General features: G+C 59.0%; 13 protein-coding genes. 2 read left to right on the top strand and 11 right to left on the bottom strand.

The genetic code is table 11. The annotated features are described in order from the left end of the window. Nucleotides 1–12 precede the first annotated feature (12 nt). A complete protein-coding gene (locus K3556_RS07595; protein ID WP_260519110.1) occupies nt 13–561 on the bottom strand; it encodes an RSP_2648 family PIN domain-containing protein in 549 nt (182 codons plus the stop codon). Further along, nucleotides 558–1,772, bottom strand: a complete 1,215-nt coding sequence (locus K3556_RS07590) for an RSP_2647 family RNA methyltransferase (protein WP_260519109.1) — start codon at nt 1,770–1,772, stop codon at nt 558–560. The genes K3556_RS07595 and K3556_RS07590 overlap by 4 nt, the downstream gene beginning before the upstream one ends. 190 nt (nt 1,773–1,962) lie before the next feature. On the opposite strand from K3556_RS07590, the gene edd reads away from it, so the two are divergent. Together edd and eda are read left to right on the top strand one after the other, a co-directional pair. Beyond that, the gene (gene edd, locus K3556_RS07585) at nt 1,963–3,768 is read left to right on the top strand and encodes a phosphogluconate dehydratase (protein WP_260519108.1); all 1,806 of its coding nucleotides are present in this window, start codon (nt 1,963–1,965) and stop codon (nt 3,766–3,768) included. A gap of 11 nt (nt 3,769–3,779) precedes the next feature. Next, nucleotides 3,780–4,421 (top strand): bifunctional 4-hydroxy-2-oxoglutarate aldolase/2-dehydro-3-deoxy-phosphogluconate aldolase, encoded by a 642-nt coding sequence (gene eda, locus K3556_RS07580; protein ID WP_260519107.1) that lies wholly within the window; start codon nt 3,780–3,782, stop codon nt 4,419–4,421. 15 nt (nt 4,422–4,436) lie between these two features. On the opposite strand, the gene K3556_RS07575 is transcribed toward eda, so the two are convergent. From K3556_RS07575 to cimA, 9 genes are all read right to left on the bottom strand, one after another. Then, a complete protein-coding gene (locus K3556_RS07575; protein WP_260519106.1) occupies nt 4,437–5,444 on the bottom strand; it encodes a zinc transporter ZntB in 1,008 nt (335 codons plus the stop codon). A 115-nt stretch (nt 5,445–5,559) separates the two neighbouring features. Continuing rightward, complete coding sequence (locus tag K3556_RS07570; RefSeq protein ID WP_260519105.1) at nt 5,560–6,603, bottom strand: succinylglutamate desuccinylase/aspartoacylase family protein; 1,044 nt, start codon at nt 6,601–6,603, stop codon at nt 5,560–5,562. Then, on the bottom strand, nt 6,603–7,508 hold the full coding sequence (rimK, locus tag K3556_RS07565; RefSeq protein WP_260519104.1) for a 30S ribosomal protein S6--L-glutamate ligase: 906 nt from the start codon (nt 7,506–7,508) through the stop codon (nt 6,603–6,605). Before rimK ends, K3556_RS07570 begins: the two co-directional genes overlap by 1 nt. Further along, the gene (locus tag K3556_RS07560; RefSeq protein WP_260519103.1) at nt 7,505–8,029 is read right to left on the bottom strand and encodes an ATP-dependent zinc protease; all 525 of its coding nucleotides are present in this window, start codon (nt 8,027–8,029) and stop codon (nt 7,505–7,507) included. Before K3556_RS07560 ends, rimK begins: the two co-directional genes overlap by 4 nt. Nucleotides 8,030–8,293: 264 nt before the next feature. Next, entirely contained in the window at nt 8,294–9,667 is a 1,374-nt protein-coding gene (locus tag K3556_RS07555; RefSeq protein WP_260519102.1) for an aspartate aminotransferase family protein, read from the bottom strand. Between the two features lie 194 nt (nt 9,668–9,861). Beyond that, nucleotides 9,862–10,854 (bottom strand): N(2)-acetyl-L-2,4-diaminobutanoate deacetylase DoeB, encoded by a 993-nt coding sequence (gene doeB / locus K3556_RS07550; protein WP_260519101.1) that lies wholly within the window; start codon nt 10,852–10,854, stop codon nt 9,862–9,864. A 3-nt stretch (nt 10,855–10,857) separates the two neighbouring features. Further along, nucleotides 10,858–12,045: an ectoine hydrolase DoeA gene (gene doeA / locus K3556_RS07545; RefSeq protein WP_260519100.1), complete on the bottom strand. Its 1,188-nt coding sequence runs from the start codon at nt 12,043–12,045 to the stop codon at nt 10,858–10,860. Nucleotides 12,046–12,169: 124 nt separating this feature from the next. Then, a complete protein-coding gene (locus K3556_RS07540; protein WP_260519099.1) occupies nt 12,170–12,970 on the bottom strand; it encodes a squalene/phytoene synthase family protein in 801 nt (266 codons plus the stop codon). Beyond that, the gene (cimA, locus tag K3556_RS07535; RefSeq protein ID WP_260519098.1) at nt 12,967–14,586 is read right to left on the bottom strand and encodes a citramalate synthase; all 1,620 of its coding nucleotides are present in this window, start codon (nt 14,584–14,586) and stop codon (nt 12,967–12,969) included. The genes K3556_RS07540 and cimA overlap by 4 nt, the downstream gene beginning before the upstream one ends. Between the last annotated feature and the right edge of the window lie 65 nt (nt 14,587–14,651).

Here is a 14,651-nt window from a genome sequence, read left to right as displayed (position 1 = left end):
AAGAAACCAGCTTCAGATTTGAGTTTCGAGCGCTTTTCCGAGTCTGGGCAACCGGGCTTTTTTCATCAGGCGGCGGATCGTCCAGTCTTCGCCAGACAAGTCACGCGCTTGCCCCAACACCTTGTTGGCAACCCGAAGGATCGCGTCGGAGTTTCCGTCCATAAACCCACGCAAGAACAGGTCCGGGCTTGCGCGTTGCACGCCTTCTTCTGTCAGCGTGTGGCGTGGGAAATCGGCGTTGTTCATCGTCAGCAAAATATCGGCCCCACCGGCAATTGCGGCGGCCAGGACGTGGATGTCATTTTCATCGGGCAACCAGAGCCTGCGCAGATCACCGTCATGCGGAGTAATACTCGCTTTGGGCCAGCGGTCTTGCAGCACGGCGATTTCGGCGCGCGACACAGTTTCCTGATCGGGGCCCAGCTTGGCTGCGGCGCGGGCCCATTCTTCCAGAATGCGCGGCGACCAAAGCGGCGTGAACAGACCTTCCTCTGCCGCCCCCAACACCATTTCACGCATCACGGTCGGATAGAGGACACAAGCGTCGATCAGCACCTTCATGGCAGCATTCGGAAAAACAGCGCTTTGAGATAGCCACTTTCCGCAAGTTGCGGGTGCATCGGATGATCCGCGCCCGCAAATCCGGTGTGGATCAATTGGCAATTGCGCCCTGCCCGCCCGATGCCCCGAATGGATGCCGTGCGAAACTTGTCGATTGTTGCCGCATGAGAGCAGGAGCAAAGGCCTAGGTATCCACCGGGGGCCACCAGCGGGGCGGCAAGCCGGGCGATCCGCTCATAAGCGCGCAGCCCGGGTTCAAGCGATTTCTTCGAGGGGGCAAAGGCCGGGGGGTCGCAGATGACCAAATCGAACTGCTGGTTCTCCTCTGCCAGAGCGGTCAGCATTTCGAAAGCATCGCCTTGCGCCGTGGCGAACCGGTCTTGGGCACCCATCTGGCGCGCGCCTTCTTCGGCCAGCGCCAAAGCTGGTGCGGATCCGTCGACTGCGACCGCATCTGATGCGCCAGCCGCGAGGGCCGCCAGTGAGAACCCCCCCACATGCGAGAAGACATCCAGCACCCGTGCGCCCTTTGAAAGTCCAGCCGCAAAGGCGTGGTTCGGCCGCTGGTCAAAGAACAATCCGGTTTTCTGCCCGCCTGTCAGGTCAGCCATGTATGTGGCGCCGTTCATCGGCACTGCGACCGGCCCATCCGGCGCGTGACCCAACAATACCGCGTTCTGATCGTTGAGCCCTTCAAGGCCGCGTGCGCGGCCCGCGGCATTTTTCAGGATTGTCGTCACGCCGGTCACCTGCGCAAGCGCCCCGGTCAGAGCCTCCAGCAAAACCTCGGCCCACGCTGCATTGGGCTGCACCACGGCGATATCGCCAAACCGGTCGATGATAACGCCGGGCAACCCGTCCGCTTCGGCATGAACAAGTCGATAAAACGGCGCATCGAACTGGGTTTCGCGATGGGTAAGCGCTGCCTGCAGGCGCGCAACGAACCAGTCTTGGTCAATCGTCGCCTCGGGATCGCGATCAAGCATCCGCGCAATGATCCGTGAGTTGGTGTTGACCGCAACAGTACCCAATGGATCACGGGCGGCATCTTCCAGCCGCGCTATCACGCCAGCACCGATATTTTTCGTGCGCCGATCGGTTACCAGTTCATTGTCAAAAACCCATGGCGCGCCGTGCCTAATGGCCCGCGCATTTGCTTTCGGTTTCAATCGGATCGTGACGCGTTCTGCGCTGTCATTGGCATCCGCCATGGTTCAGTCTTTCGGTTGGCTGCAATTCGCCCTGCCTAGCTTGTGTTTTTATGGTTTGGAAGCCTGAAAGCCCGGGCTGCGTTCAATTCACTTATGATTATTGTTGTTAGCGCTATCATAACCTGATAAAAGCCAGCTGAACCCCAACCATCTGTGCCACGCTGCCAGAATGACGAACAGGAACGCAGCCATGACCCTGAACAGCGATCTTCTGAAGGTAACCGAACGGATCGTCGCGCGATCCAAGGACACGCGGCAAACGTATCTGGACAAAATTACGCGCGCTGCGGAAGACGGCCCGCGCCGGGCGCATCTGAGCTGCTCGGGTCAGGCCCATGCTTACGCGGGTGCAGGTCAGGATCAAGATCGCCTGGCAGAAGGCCGCGCGCCAAATATAGGCATCGTGACGGCCTATAATGACATGCTGTCGGCCCATGCGCCCTTTGCCACCTATCCCGATCTGATCAAACGGATCGCGCGTGAAGAAGGTGCGACGGCTCAGGTCGCTGGTGGCGTCCCCGCGATGTGTGACGGCGTCACGCAAGGGGAAACCGGTATGGAGCTCAGCCTGTTTTCACGTGACGTGATCGCTTTGGCCTCGTCCGTCGCGCTGAGCCATAACACGTTTGATGCGGCTCTGTTTCTGGGGGTCTGCGACAAGATCGTGCCCGGTCTGGTGATAGCAGCGGCCAGCTTTGGTCACATCCCGACGGTGTTTCTGCCCGCGGGTCCCATGACCTCGGGCTTGCCAAATGACGAAAAAGCCAAGGTACGGACAAAATTCGCCACCGGCGAGGTTGGTCGCAAAGAGCTGATGGCCGCCGAGATGGCCGCCTATCACGGCCCCGGCACCTGCACCTTCTATGGCACGGCCAACACCAATCAGATGCTGATGGAGTTTATGGGGCTGCACCTGCCCGGATCCTCGTTCGTTCCGCCGCACACTGACATGCGGGATGCGCTGACTGCCGAGGGCACGCGCCGCGCACTGGCTATCACCAAAACCGGCAACGCCGGGTTTACCCCTGCGGGTCATGTTCTGGACGAGAAAGCCTTTGTAAACGGGCTGGTTGGATTGATGGCTACAGGTGGGTCAACCAACCTTGTCCTGCACCTGCCCGCCATGGCACGCGCCGCAGGGATCATCCTGACGCTCGAGGATTTTGCCGAGATCTCGGCCATTGTGCCGTTGATGGCGCGGGTTTATCCAAACGGGCTGGCCGATGTGAACCATTTCCACGCAGCAGGCGGTCTTGGCTATATGATCGGCGAGTTGCTGGACGCTGGCTTGCTGCACCCCGATGCAAAGACCATCATGGGCGATCTGACGGCTTATACACAGGATCCCAAACTGGTTGGCGACCGTGTGGTCTGGGAACCCGGCCCGCGCGAAAGCCTGAACGAGAAAATCGTGCGGCCTGCGTCAAACCCGTTCCAAAAGACCGGCGGTCTTGTCCAATTGTCCGGCAATCTGGGTCAAGGCGTAATCAAAGTCTCGGCTGTGGACGAAGATCGCCACATTATCGAAGCCCCTGCCCGCGTGTTCCATGATCAGGACAGCGTCAAAGCGGCGTTCAAAGCGGGAGAGTTGACGGAAGACGTGATCATTGTGGTCCGTTTCCAAGGGCCGCGCGCCAATGGAATGCCGGAACTGCATGGCCTGACGCCAACCCTATCTGTGTTGCAGCAGCGCGGTTTGCGCGTGGCGCTTGTCACCGATGGGCGTATGTCCGGAGCATCTGGCAAAGTGCCCGCCGCCATCCATGTCGCCCCCGAAGCCGCAGCAGGTGGGCCGATCGCGCGTATCCGCGACGGCGACTTGATCCGTCTTGATGCAGACAAAGGCAAATTGGAGGTCCTGACCGAAGGCGCAGTTGATCGCCCGGCTATCCAAGTTGACCTGAGCGCCAACACAGACGGCATGGGACGTGAGCTGTTTGAAACCTTCCGTCGTGTCGCCAGCTCGGCGACCGAAGGCGCATCTTCCATTTCCTGAAGGAGACATCGATGACCCCGCAAGAGGCAAGTATCGCCGCTGAAAAAATCTGCCGGTTGGCCCCAGTGGTGCCGGTTTTGGTCGTCGACGACGTAGCTCACGCGGCCCCTTTGGCCGCAGCTTTGGTCGCTGGCGGCTTGCCCGCGCTCGAAGTCACGTTGCGCACGCCGGTGGCCCTTGAAGTCATCGCCGAAATGGCCCGCATTGATGGCGGGGCTGTTGGGGCTGGCACATTGCTGACCGCGGCCGATGTGGAAGCTGCCAAGAATGCGGGCGCGACATTCGGTGTGTCGCCCGGTGCCACCGACAGGCTGCTGGACGCCTGCGAAGCCAATGATCTGCCGCTTTTGCCCGGCGCAAGCTCGGCCAGCGAGGCGATGCGCTTGCTGGAGCGTGGCTACACTGTGCAGAAATTCTTTCCGGCCGAAGCCGCAGGAGGCGCGCCGTTCTTGAAATCGCTCGCCTCGCCCCTGCCCCAAATTCGCTTTTGCCCGACCGGTGGTGTCAGCTTGAAGAACGCAATGGATTACCTGTCCTTGCCCAACACATTGTGTGTGGGTGGATCGTGGGTTGCCCCCGGTGATCTGGTCAAATCCGGCGATTGGGCTGGTATTACCAATCTGGCCAAAACCGCCGCACAGCTTGGTTCATAGGGTCAGACGGCAATCTCAAATCCATTTGAGAAATTTGAAAATCGCAATCTCGACAACCAAAAGCAGCGAAACCAATCCGCAGAAAATCCAGAAGGCGTTGTCACTGTTGACCCCTGGCATGCCGCCGACATTGATACCCAATACGCCCGTTAGGAATGAAAGCGGCAGGAAGATCGCCGACACCACGGCCAGCACATAAAGTGTGCGGTTGGCTTTTTCAGCCAGTTCGTTGGCAATATCATCCTTCATCACAAGCGCGCGTTCTTTGACTTGATCCAACTCCTCAACATACCCAATGACGCGGTCTGTTGCTTCGCGCAGCCCCGGACGCCAAACGTCGCTGGCCCAGGCTGGCGGGTCAGCGAGCAGCTCGCTTAATGCAGCACGTTGAGGGGCTAGATAACGGCGGATAAGGACTGTTTTCTGACGCAGATCAGAGATCGAGTCTCGGGTCTCTTTTGCGTCGCTGATGGTCAGATCGCTTTCAATCTCGTCAATCTGGTCCTCAATGGCATCGATGGTCGGTCCGATGCGTTCGTTTATCCGGGCAATCAACCGCACATATGTTTCCGTGATCGTCTTTGGTCCGGTGCCATGATCCACAAGCGCGGCCAGCAGGTCGCGCGAGCTTTGCAGACGTTCGTCACGCAAGGTGATGATACGATGCCCCTCGGACCAGATACGAACCGCAATCATGCCCTCGGATTGCTGACCGGGGTTATGATTGATGCCACGCAAGACAGTGGTCAGTCCGGTGCGACCGTGAAAGACGCGGGGACGCGTTTCTTCCGCCAGCAATGCTTCAACTGTCGCTGACGACACGCCGCTTTCGTCGCGCAACCATGCCTGCGCCCGCGCGCTGGACCGATCAAGATGTATCCAGATTGGCAGGTCATCTTGGGACCAGCTTTCCACGGCTTTCCAATCCACCAATTCGCCCGTGCCATCGCCCAAAAGCGAAATTGCGAAGACAAGCCCGTCTTCTTCCGGCACTTCTGTCACAGGGGTTTCATGGTCGCTCATGGGCAATGTCCAGTTCGGCGAAGGTCAGGTCGGTCCCGACATACGCCCCAGTGGTGGTCATTTCCAATTTGTGAACCGGCACGGCATGGGACGTCGCGCTATACTTCTATTTTACTTAGATAATCTCGTCTTCGTCAAATAATGGATCATCCTCAAGCTGCGTCGAAATCGCATTCATCTTATGGTCTGCATCATCGGCGTTGCTGACGCGCGCCACATGAAACAAGGCGTCGCCTTCATTGACGATTGGCATCACCGCACGGCCGACGATGATCCCCGGCAAAGTGGCGACAATGTCGGCTTCGACCTCGCCAAAGGGGTCCGAGACAACCGCCAGTATGTCGCCTTCGCTGACGGTGTCGCCTTCGGATTTATACGCTCTCAGCAAACCGCCTTGCGACGCGCGAATCCAGCGGCTTGATGTGCAGAAAACGGGGTGGGCTTTGGACTGTGAAACACCACGCCGTCCGATCATCTCTTTGTCATACAGCACACGAAGAATGCCCATCACACCGGCACGAACGGAAAACTCATCGAACCGTAGCGCTTCGCCGGCTTCATAGAGCAACACATCGACCCCCTTCGCCTTCGCCTCAGATCTGAGCGAGCCATCGCGAAGCGGCGATTCCAGCACGACGGGCGCACCGAACAAGCGGGCAAGTCTGCGGGTGTCCGGGTTGTCCGGTGAAATACGGATCTGTGGCAAGTTGGTGCGGTGAGCGGCAGCCGAATGCAGGTCAATCCCAAGATCGCTGCGCGATACGATTTCCTTCAGGAAGATACCGGCCAATCGCGAGGCCAGCGACCCGGTTTCAGAACCGGGGAAGCTTCTGTTCAGATCCCGTCTGTCTGGCAAGTATCTGGAATGGTTCAGAAACCCATAAGCGTTAACGATCGGAACACAGATCAACGTGCCCCGAAGAGAACGCAGGCCGGTCACGTTTAACAGTCGACGCACGATCTCGACACCGATCACTTCATCGCCATGAATGCCGGCACTGACGAACACTGTCGGCCCCGGTCTGCGGCCGTGAATGACATGGGCGGACATCGTGACCGGCGTGTGATCCGACAGCACGCTGATCGGCAGGTCAACTGTCTGGCGGCTGCCGGGCTTCACCTCGTGCCCGCCCAGCAGAAACGGTTTGCGGGATACCACTAGCCCTTGCCCTTTGTCCGTGTTGATCCGCGTTTGGCGTTTTTCTCAAGAAACTCGATGATCTTACCGGCCACGTCGATGCCCGTGGCTTTTTCGACCCCTTCCAGTCCGGGGGTCGAGTTCACCTCCATCACCACGGCGCCATGATTTGCACGCAACATGTCGACGCCACAGACATTCAGCCCCATCGACTTTGCCGCACGCACAGCGGTCGAGCGTTCTTCAGGCGAGATTTTGATCGCTTCAGCGCTTCCGCCACGATGCAAATTTGATCGGAAATCATCAGCCGCCCCGGTCCGCTTCATGGCCGCAATCACGCGGCCACCAACCACGAGCGCACGAATATCTGTCCCGCCCGCTTCTTTGATAAACTCTTGGACCAAGATGTTCACTTTTGCACCGCGAAAGGCTTCGATTACCGACTTTGCTGACCGATTGGTGTCGGCCAGAACAACACCGATACCCTGTGTGCCCTCCAGCAATTTCACCACAAGTGGCGCGCCGCCAGCAAGTTTCAGAACCTCGTCTGTTTGCTTCGGATCATGGGCGAAAGTTGTCACGGGCAAGCCGATGCCGTCACGCGCCAAAAGTTGCATCGAGCGCAGCTTGTCCCGCGACCGGCCGATCGCCACGGATTCGTTCAGAGGATAGACGCCCATCATTTCAAACTGCCGCAGAACAGCTGAGCCATAAAAGGTCACGGATGCCCCAATCCGCGGGATGACCGCATCATAATGGCGCAGTTTTACACCGTTGTAATAGACCTCGGGACGCCGTGAAGCGATGTTCATGTAACACCGAAGCGTGTCGATGATATCCAATTCGTGTCCGCGTTGCTCTGCTGCTTCTTTCAGGCGCTGGTGAGAATAAAGACCAGCATTCCTGGCGAGCATTGCAATTTTCATTCTTCTTCTCCTGATTGAATATCCAAGGTCGGCAACGGTTGAAGCGGCTGTGCTTGGGCGTCTGCTATGGGGTGACCGGCGAGATATGAGCGACGCGGATCAACCAGCATTTTATGCGTTCGGATCGCACTGCGCCCAAGAATTAGATCAAACTCCATTTTTTCACGATTTGCCAGTGAAACGTCGATCAGCCAGTGCCGCTTGCCGATCACCAAAGTGGTGCGCACGACAAGGCGACGCTCGGGCACGCCGCCGGTGTTCTTGATGTTGCGCTCCTCCAACAATGGTGCGCAGATGCGCCGCGTCGTGCGGCGGTTCTTCAGCGGGATCATGAATTCCACCCATTGGGCGCCGTCGCGTTCAAACACGCTTTGGTCCACCGCATGCAGGGCCGAGGTTCGGGCGCCCGTGTCCACCTTGGCGGGCAGGTCAAGGATGCCAAACTGCGGCAACGCGATGTGTTCGCGCCACCCGATGATCTGTTGTGGCCGGGATTGCCGGGGGGCTGGTTTTCGCGTCATCCAGAGCTGTCCTTATGTGAACATTGACCGGTGTTGACGGATTTCGCGCTCGCCATCAAGAACAAATGAACTGACCAACACCAGTCACCCTGATTCCTTAAGGCACCTAGTCGCATAGATAAAACACTATCCACATTCTGCAGCGGATCGCGACATGCTGTCATAGTCGCGTAAATGACAAAGCGCGCGCAGCGAGACGGGGCAAACAATCGGTCTGTTCCTCATCCCCATCTCGGCCGTTGTATATGGCCGCACCAACGCGCCTTAGCTCAATACGCTTTCAACCGCGCGCAAGGTGGCCGCAACCACAATGTCGGCTTCGTCACGGGTCAAGCAGAACGGCGGCGCAAACCCAAGGATGTCGCCTTGCGGCATGGCGCGGGCGATTACCTTGCTTTGGTCAAGCAGTTTGGCCGAGATTTGCGGGCCGATCTTGTCTGCCGCATCAAAGAATGCGCGGCTGTCCTTGTCCCTCACAAACTCAACCGCGCACAGCATCCCTTCGCCCCGGATATCGCCAACATGGGCATGATTTGACAGTGCATCTTTCATGGCGTTCCGAAGATACGCGCCGACGGCGCCAGCATTCGCGATCAGATCAAGGTCGTCGATCAGTTTCAGGTTGGCGACACCCGCCGCCGCCCCGATCGGATGGGCAGAATAGGTCCAGCCATGGCCGATGGGGCCGTTCTCATCGGTGCCTTGCTCCAGCACCTTCCAGACCTTCTCGGACACGATGGACCCCGAAAGGGGCGCATAGGCTGATGTCAGCCCCTTTGCGATGGTGATGATGTCCGGCTCCATCCCATAGTGATCCGACCCAAACATGGTGCCCAGCCGTCCGAAGCCTGTCACCACCTCGTCTGCGATCAAGAGGATGTCGTGCCTTTTGAGAACCGCCTGAATGGCCGCCCAATATCCTTCGGGCGGCGGGACGATGCCACCGGTGCCCAGAACCGGCTCGCCGATGAAGCCCGCAATCGTGTCGGCCCCTTCCCGTTCGATCAACGCTTCAAGTTCGGCCACGCAATGGGCGACGAACGCGGCCTCGCTTTGGGCCAGATCGTCTCGGCGGAAGTAATAGGGTGCCTTGGTGTGGATCACCTGAGCCAGTGGCAGGTCGAATTTCTTGTGAAACAGCTCAAGCCCTGTCAGCGACCCGGTCACAAGCCCCGATCCGTGATAACCGCGCCAGCGCGAGATGATCTTCTTTTTCTCGGGCCGCCCGAGGATGTTGTTGTAATACCAGATCAGTTTGACATTGGTTTCATTCGCGTCGGACCCACCCAATCCAAAATAGACCTTGGACATATTCGCAGGTGCGCGATCCAAAATCATCTTGGACAGGGTGATCGACGCTTCGGTGCCATGCCCAACATAGGAGTGATAATAGGCCAGCTCGTGCGCCTGTGCGGCAATCGCGTCGGCGATCTCGGACCGTCCATAGCCGACATTGACACAATAAAGCCCGGCGAAGGCGTCCAGCAGCTTGTTGCCATCGCGGTCCTCTATATAGACGCCCGATGCGGTTCGGATCACGCGCGTCAGGCTTTCGCCGCGGGCGTGCTGGGCCAGATGGGTTGAGGGATGAAAAAAGTTCTCGCGATCCCACTCGTTAAGTTGGTCATTGTGAAGCATGGCTCACCTCAATCGTTCAGGCGGGCGCGCCGCCGGGTTTACAGTCGAGGGGAGCTTTTACGCAAGGACCCGTGGCGTTTTGCGGCGTCGGGTCGGGCGGGAAAGCTCCGCTCAGCCCCAGCAGCAGCGCGCAATGCCTTTATTGCGTGGGATCTGTTTTGGATAACGCAGGACAGATTTGAAATCCAGCCCTGTTAGGCGTCTGCAACACCGATCACCGCCACGCAGTCGCCTGCCTTGATCAGACCCGGAAAATGTCGACTGATCAGCAGGCCATCGCGGCGCGCGTGGTAATCCACCGGCAGCTGACCGGTTCGGTCCAGCGGCCAGCGTCGGGCCACAACGTCGCCCTTTTTGACCGGATCGCCCAGATCAACCATCGCCTCGTACAGCCCATCTCCATCACTGAACAGGAAGCAGTCATCGTCGGGCATGGACAGGGTCTTGGTCTGGTCGACCTGCAGGTCACCCAGCAGGATTCCGAACTCTATCAAGACGTTGCGCACGCCCTTCTTGGCAATCGCGTTGCTGCGATATGTCGACGTGCCCCCGCCCCCCAATTCGGTGGTGACCAGAACCTTGCCCAAGTCTTCGACGGCGGTGTCATACATCCCGACATTGTCGATCTCGCGCATTTGTACCGAGTAAGGCGCGTTGAACGCCTTCATGGCGCGCACGCAATCGGCCTCCAACACCTTGTCTTCCAGAATATGCACGGCCGCAAAGGGGACGAAGTCCAGCGTTTTGCCGCCTGAATGGAAATCGACCGCGATGTCGGCCATCGGCAACAAAACGCGTTGGAAATAATCCGCGATTTTTTCGGTCGGTGTGCCATCCGGGCGGCCGGGGAAAGACCGGTTCATGTTACCTTTGTCGATGGGCGAGGTTCGGGTGCCTGCCCGGAAGGCTGGATAGTTGAACGCGGGCACGATGATGATCCGGCCCCGGACATCTTCAGCCGTCAGGGTCACGGTCAGTTCCTGCAGCGCGATCGGCCCCTCGTATTCATCCCCATGATTGGCCCCGGTCAACAGCGCCGTGGGTCCTGTGCCATTCTGGATGACGGTGATTGGAACCATGATCGACCCCCACGCGCTGTCATCGCGGCTATAGGGTAACCTGAGAAAGCCGTGATGCACGCCATCCTGATCCAGCGGAATGGTGGCCGTGATTGGATTATTGATCATGGCTCAGTCCTTCACAAACATTTTGCGTGGCACGTTGGACAGGCAGTCCGGGCCGTCCGTACCAATGCGTATGCTTTCGGTGATTTCAAAGCCCCAATCCTCCATCCACAGGCCGGTCATGAAATGGAAGGTCATGTTTTCTTGCAGTTCAGTCGTGTCGCCAGGACGCAAAGACATGGTGCGCTCGCCCCAATCGGGCGGGTAAGACAGGCCGATGGGATAGCCGGTGCGGTTGTCCTTCTCGATCCCGTATTTCTTCAACACTCCAAAGAAGGCCAGCGCGATGTCTTCACAAGTATTGCCCACGCGCGCTTTCTCAAGCCCCGCTTCCATTCCTTCCAGAACAGCCTTTTCAGCGTCCAGAAAGGTCTGCGTGGGCTTGCCCAGAAACACCGTGCGCGACAGCGGACAGTGATAGCGATGCACAACCCCGGCGATCTCGAAAAACGTGCCCATCCCGGATTTCATCGGGTGGTCGTCCCATGTCAGATGTGGGGCGGCGGCATCCGGGCCCGAGGGCAGCAGCGGCACAATGGCCGGATAATCGCCGCCATACCCCAGCGTATCGTCATAGCGAAGCCCAGCGTCATAGATCTCGGCCACCAGATCGCATTTGCGCAAGCCCGGTTCGACCTTCTCAAAAATCCGCTCGTGCATTTTTCCGACGATCTGCCCAGCTTGGCGCATATAGCCGATCTCGGCCTCGGATTTCACGGCGCGCTGCCAGTTGACTAACGCGGTGGCATCAGAGAACTGAGCATTGCGCAAATGGGTTTGCAGCGCCGCAAAAGCGGCGGCGGTAAACCAGTAATTGTCCATCTCGACGCCAATGCGCCCTGATCCAAGGCAGCGGTCAGTCAATTGGGCTGACAGGTAATCCATCGGGTGGCGTTCAGTCGACTGAACATAGTGGTCGGGATAGCCCATGATGTTATCCGGCGCCATATAGCAGGTGCGCAGCGCGCCTGCGGCGTCCTGCCCGCGGCCGAACCAGATCGGGGCGCCGTCCATCGTGACAATCACGCATTGGTGCACATAGAACGACCACCCATCATAACCGGTCAGCCAGTTCATGTTCGACGGGTCGGTCACGATCAGAAGATCAAGCCCCCGCTTCGCCATCTCGCGTCGGGTCTTGGCCAGACGGTCCTGATATTCGTCCCGCGTGAAATAGAGGGTTGGTGCGTTCATACCGCTGATCCTTGGAATCTATCTGCATGTTGTCTCAGATACACCTGACGCGCGGATGTGATTCTTGGCAAGCGTTGTGGTGCGTTTCACGCGGGCCTTGTGCGGGGCGAAACGTGCCTGATCGTTACCAGCGACTGGTTGCGCTGAGCCAAAGCAGCTTGCCACGGCGGGCGAATTCAGATTGTCCCAATGCGCCATTCACAACATCATCCGGGGATTTCAGACCCTGGCGCAGGATCGCTTCGGTGCGCCATGCACTGCGCAGCGCGGCATTCCCGTCTTTACCCAGCACGTCGCGGGCCTGCGCGATTGTTTGCAGCCCCGTTTCGGACAACGCTTGGATTGTGTCCGCATCTGGCAGGATATGCCCCCGCCCTGCCGCCTTCAGCGCGGGTTGAGACATCAGCCAATTGGCAATCCCCAAAGCCTCGCCCACCCCTTCCAGCGCCTGATCTATCTCGTGAACGCCTTCAAACTCGGTGATCCCAACGGCTTGTCCAGCGGCCAGCATCAAAGCGCCGGAGGTTTCGCGCAGATAGGTGCGGATCTGACTCGTGTCGCGGCGCGGTTCACCTTGAACGTCACCCTCGCGCGCCTCCACCATGCGCAGCAAGGGGGCCGCACGCATGTCACCCCAGATTACCAGTTGTGACAGAGGCGTCGCGACATCATGTTTCGGTGCCTCGCGTCCTTCAACCGCGGCTTCAATCACGTCGCGCCAGAACTGCAGGCGGATCATCGCAACCATCGGTTCCTGCGACATGTAGGGCGCACGGGCGATTTCCAGATTAAACGCATAAAGCGGGAAAAGCCGTTTTCGTTCTTCCACGGCCCCCGTCATGGTGGCCAGAAAACGATCCGGGTCGGTTTTCTGGACCATCTCGGCGCAGGCAGCAATGGGGTCGCGGGGGGCGGCGTCGCTCATGCAGGCTTCGCCCCGTCGCGCAGAAGCTTCCACGTGATCGCATCCAGCAATGCCTCGAATGACGCATCAACGATGTTGGGGCTGACCCCAACGGTCGACCAGCGGTGGCCGTCGCGATCTTCGCTGTCGATAATGACACGTGTCTGCGCCTCGGTCCCGCCTTGGGTGATACGCACCTTGAAATCAACCAGATGCAGATCGTCGATGATATCCTGATAGGGACCAAGGTCCTTTGCCAGCGCCTTGGCCAACGCGTTCACCGGACCACGATCGGTGCCGCTTTCGTCCATGCTCTCGGAAACTGACAGCTTTTTCTCGTCGCCAATTTTGACCACAACGATCGCCTCGGACAGGCTGACGGTTTGGTTGCGCTTGTTCTTGCGCCGCTCGATCGTGACCTTATAGCGCTTCACCTCGAAAAATCGTGGCAACTGCCCCAGCACGTCACGCGCGATCAACTCGAACGAGGCCTGCGCGCTGTCATAGGCATAACCCTGATCTTCGCGCTCTTTCACCCGGTCAAGGATCTGCCCCAGACGTGGATCGTCTTTAGCCACCTTGATCCCGGCATCGGCCAGACGAGCCCGCAGGTTCGATTGACCGGCCTGATTGGACATCGGCACGATGCGCGCATTGCCCACGGTTTCGGGCGGGATGTGTTCATAGGTGGTCGGGTCTTTCAGGATCGCGCTGGCGTGCAGCCCGGCCTTATGTGCGAAGGCCGACGACCCCACGAAGGGCGAGGCCTTGTTTGGTACCCGGTTGAGGATGTCGTCCAATTTGCGTGACATCCGCGTCAAGCCCTGAAGCGCGTTCCGTTTGACGCCGGTTTCAAACTGGCTGGCATAGGGCTCTTTCAACAAAAGCACCGGGATCAACGTGGTCAGGTTGGCGTTGCCGCAGCGTTCGCCCAGCCCGTTCAATGTGCCCTGCACCTGCCGTGCGCCAGCATCGACGGCGGCCAGAGAACAGGCCACCGCGTTGCCCGTGTCGTCATGGGTATGGATGCCCAGATGGTCGCCGGGAATGCCTGCTGCGATCACGGCTTTGGTGATCTCGTGCACTTCGAGGGGCAACGTGCCGCCATTGGTGTCACATAAGACGATCCAGCGTGCGCCCGCGTCAAAAGCGGCCTTCAGGCACTCCAGCGCGTAGGCAGGATTGGCCTTGTACCCATCAAAGAAATGCTCCGCGTCGTAAAGCGCCTCGCGCCCCTGCGCGACCAGATGCGCGACCGAGGCGCGGATGTTTTCAACATTCTCGTCCAGTTCGATCCCCAGCGCCGTGGTGACGTGGAAATCATGGCTTTTGCCGACCAGACACACCGCTGGCGTGCCGGCGTTCATCACGCCCGCCAGCACATCGTCATTTTCAGCCGAGCGCCCTGCCCGTTTGGTCATCCCAAACGCGGTAAAGGTCGCGCGGGTCTTGGGTGCGGCGGCGAAAAAGTCGCTGTCTGTCGGGTTGGCCCCGGGCCAGCCGCCTTCGATGTAGTCTACGCCGAGCGCGTCGAGCGCCTCGGCGATCTGTTGTTTTTCCGCTAGCGAGAACTGCACGCCCTGGGTTTGTTGCCCGTCACGCAGCGTGGTGTCGTAGAGGTAGAGGCGTTCAGTCATATCAACGCCTCCAAATCCTTGGGCGTGAAGCTTTCGCTTAACTCCCATTTCGTTCCACCCGGTAA

Origin of the sequence: Aliiroseovarius sp. M344 (assembly GCF_025140835.1) — a bacterium.
In the GTDB taxonomy this organism is placed as follows: Bacteria; Pseudomonadota; Alphaproteobacteria; order Rhodobacterales; family Rhodobacteraceae; genus Aliiroseovarius.
The sequence above is the reverse complement of the archived record's forward strand: the minus strand, read 5'-3'. Positions and strand labels throughout refer to the sequence as shown.

Excerpts from the sequence above, each read along its gene's own strand:
- K3556_RS07575 (WP_260519106.1), bottom strand. The coding sequence starts at position 5,444 with ATGAGCGACCATGAAACCCCTGTGACAGAAGTGCCGGAAGAAGACGGG.
- edd (WP_260519108.1), top strand. The coding sequence starts at position 1,963 with ATGACCCTGAACAGCGATCTTCTGAAGGTAACCGAACGGATCGTCGCG.
- doeA (WP_260519100.1), bottom strand. The coding sequence starts at position 12,045 with ATGAACGCACCAACCCTCTATTTCACGCGGGACGAATATCAGGACCGT.
- K3556_RS07560 (WP_260519103.1), bottom strand. The coding sequence starts at position 8,029 with ATGACGCGAAAACCAGCCCCCCGGCAATCCCGGCCACAACAGATCATC.
- rimK (WP_260519104.1), bottom strand. The coding sequence starts at position 7,508 with ATGAAAATTGCAATGCTCGCCAGGAATGCTGGTCTTTATTCTCACCAG.
- K3556_RS07540 (WP_260519099.1), bottom strand. The coding sequence starts at position 12,970 with ATGAGCGACGCCGCCCCCCGCGACCCCATTGCTGCCTGCGCCGAGATG.
- K3556_RS07590 (WP_260519109.1), bottom strand. The coding sequence starts at position 1,772 with ATGGCGGATGCCAATGACAGCGCAGAACGCGTCACGATCCGATTGAAA.
- cimA (WP_260519098.1), bottom strand. The coding sequence starts at position 14,586 with ATGACTGAACGCCTCTACCTCTACGACACCACGCTGCGTGACGGGCAA.
- eda (WP_260519107.1), top strand. The coding sequence starts at position 3,780 with ATGACCCCGCAAGAGGCAAGTATCGCCGCTGAAAAAATCTGCCGGTTG.
- K3556_RS07595 (WP_260519110.1), bottom strand. The coding sequence starts at position 561 with ATGAAGGTGCTGATCGACGCTTGTGTCCTCTATCCGACCGTGATGCGT.
- doeB (WP_260519101.1), bottom strand. The coding sequence starts at position 10,854 with ATGATCAATAATCCAATCACGGCCACCATTCCGCTGGATCAGGATGGC.
- K3556_RS07555 (WP_260519102.1), bottom strand. The coding sequence starts at position 9,667 with ATGCTTCACAATGACCAACTTAACGAGTGGGATCGCGAGAACTTTTTT.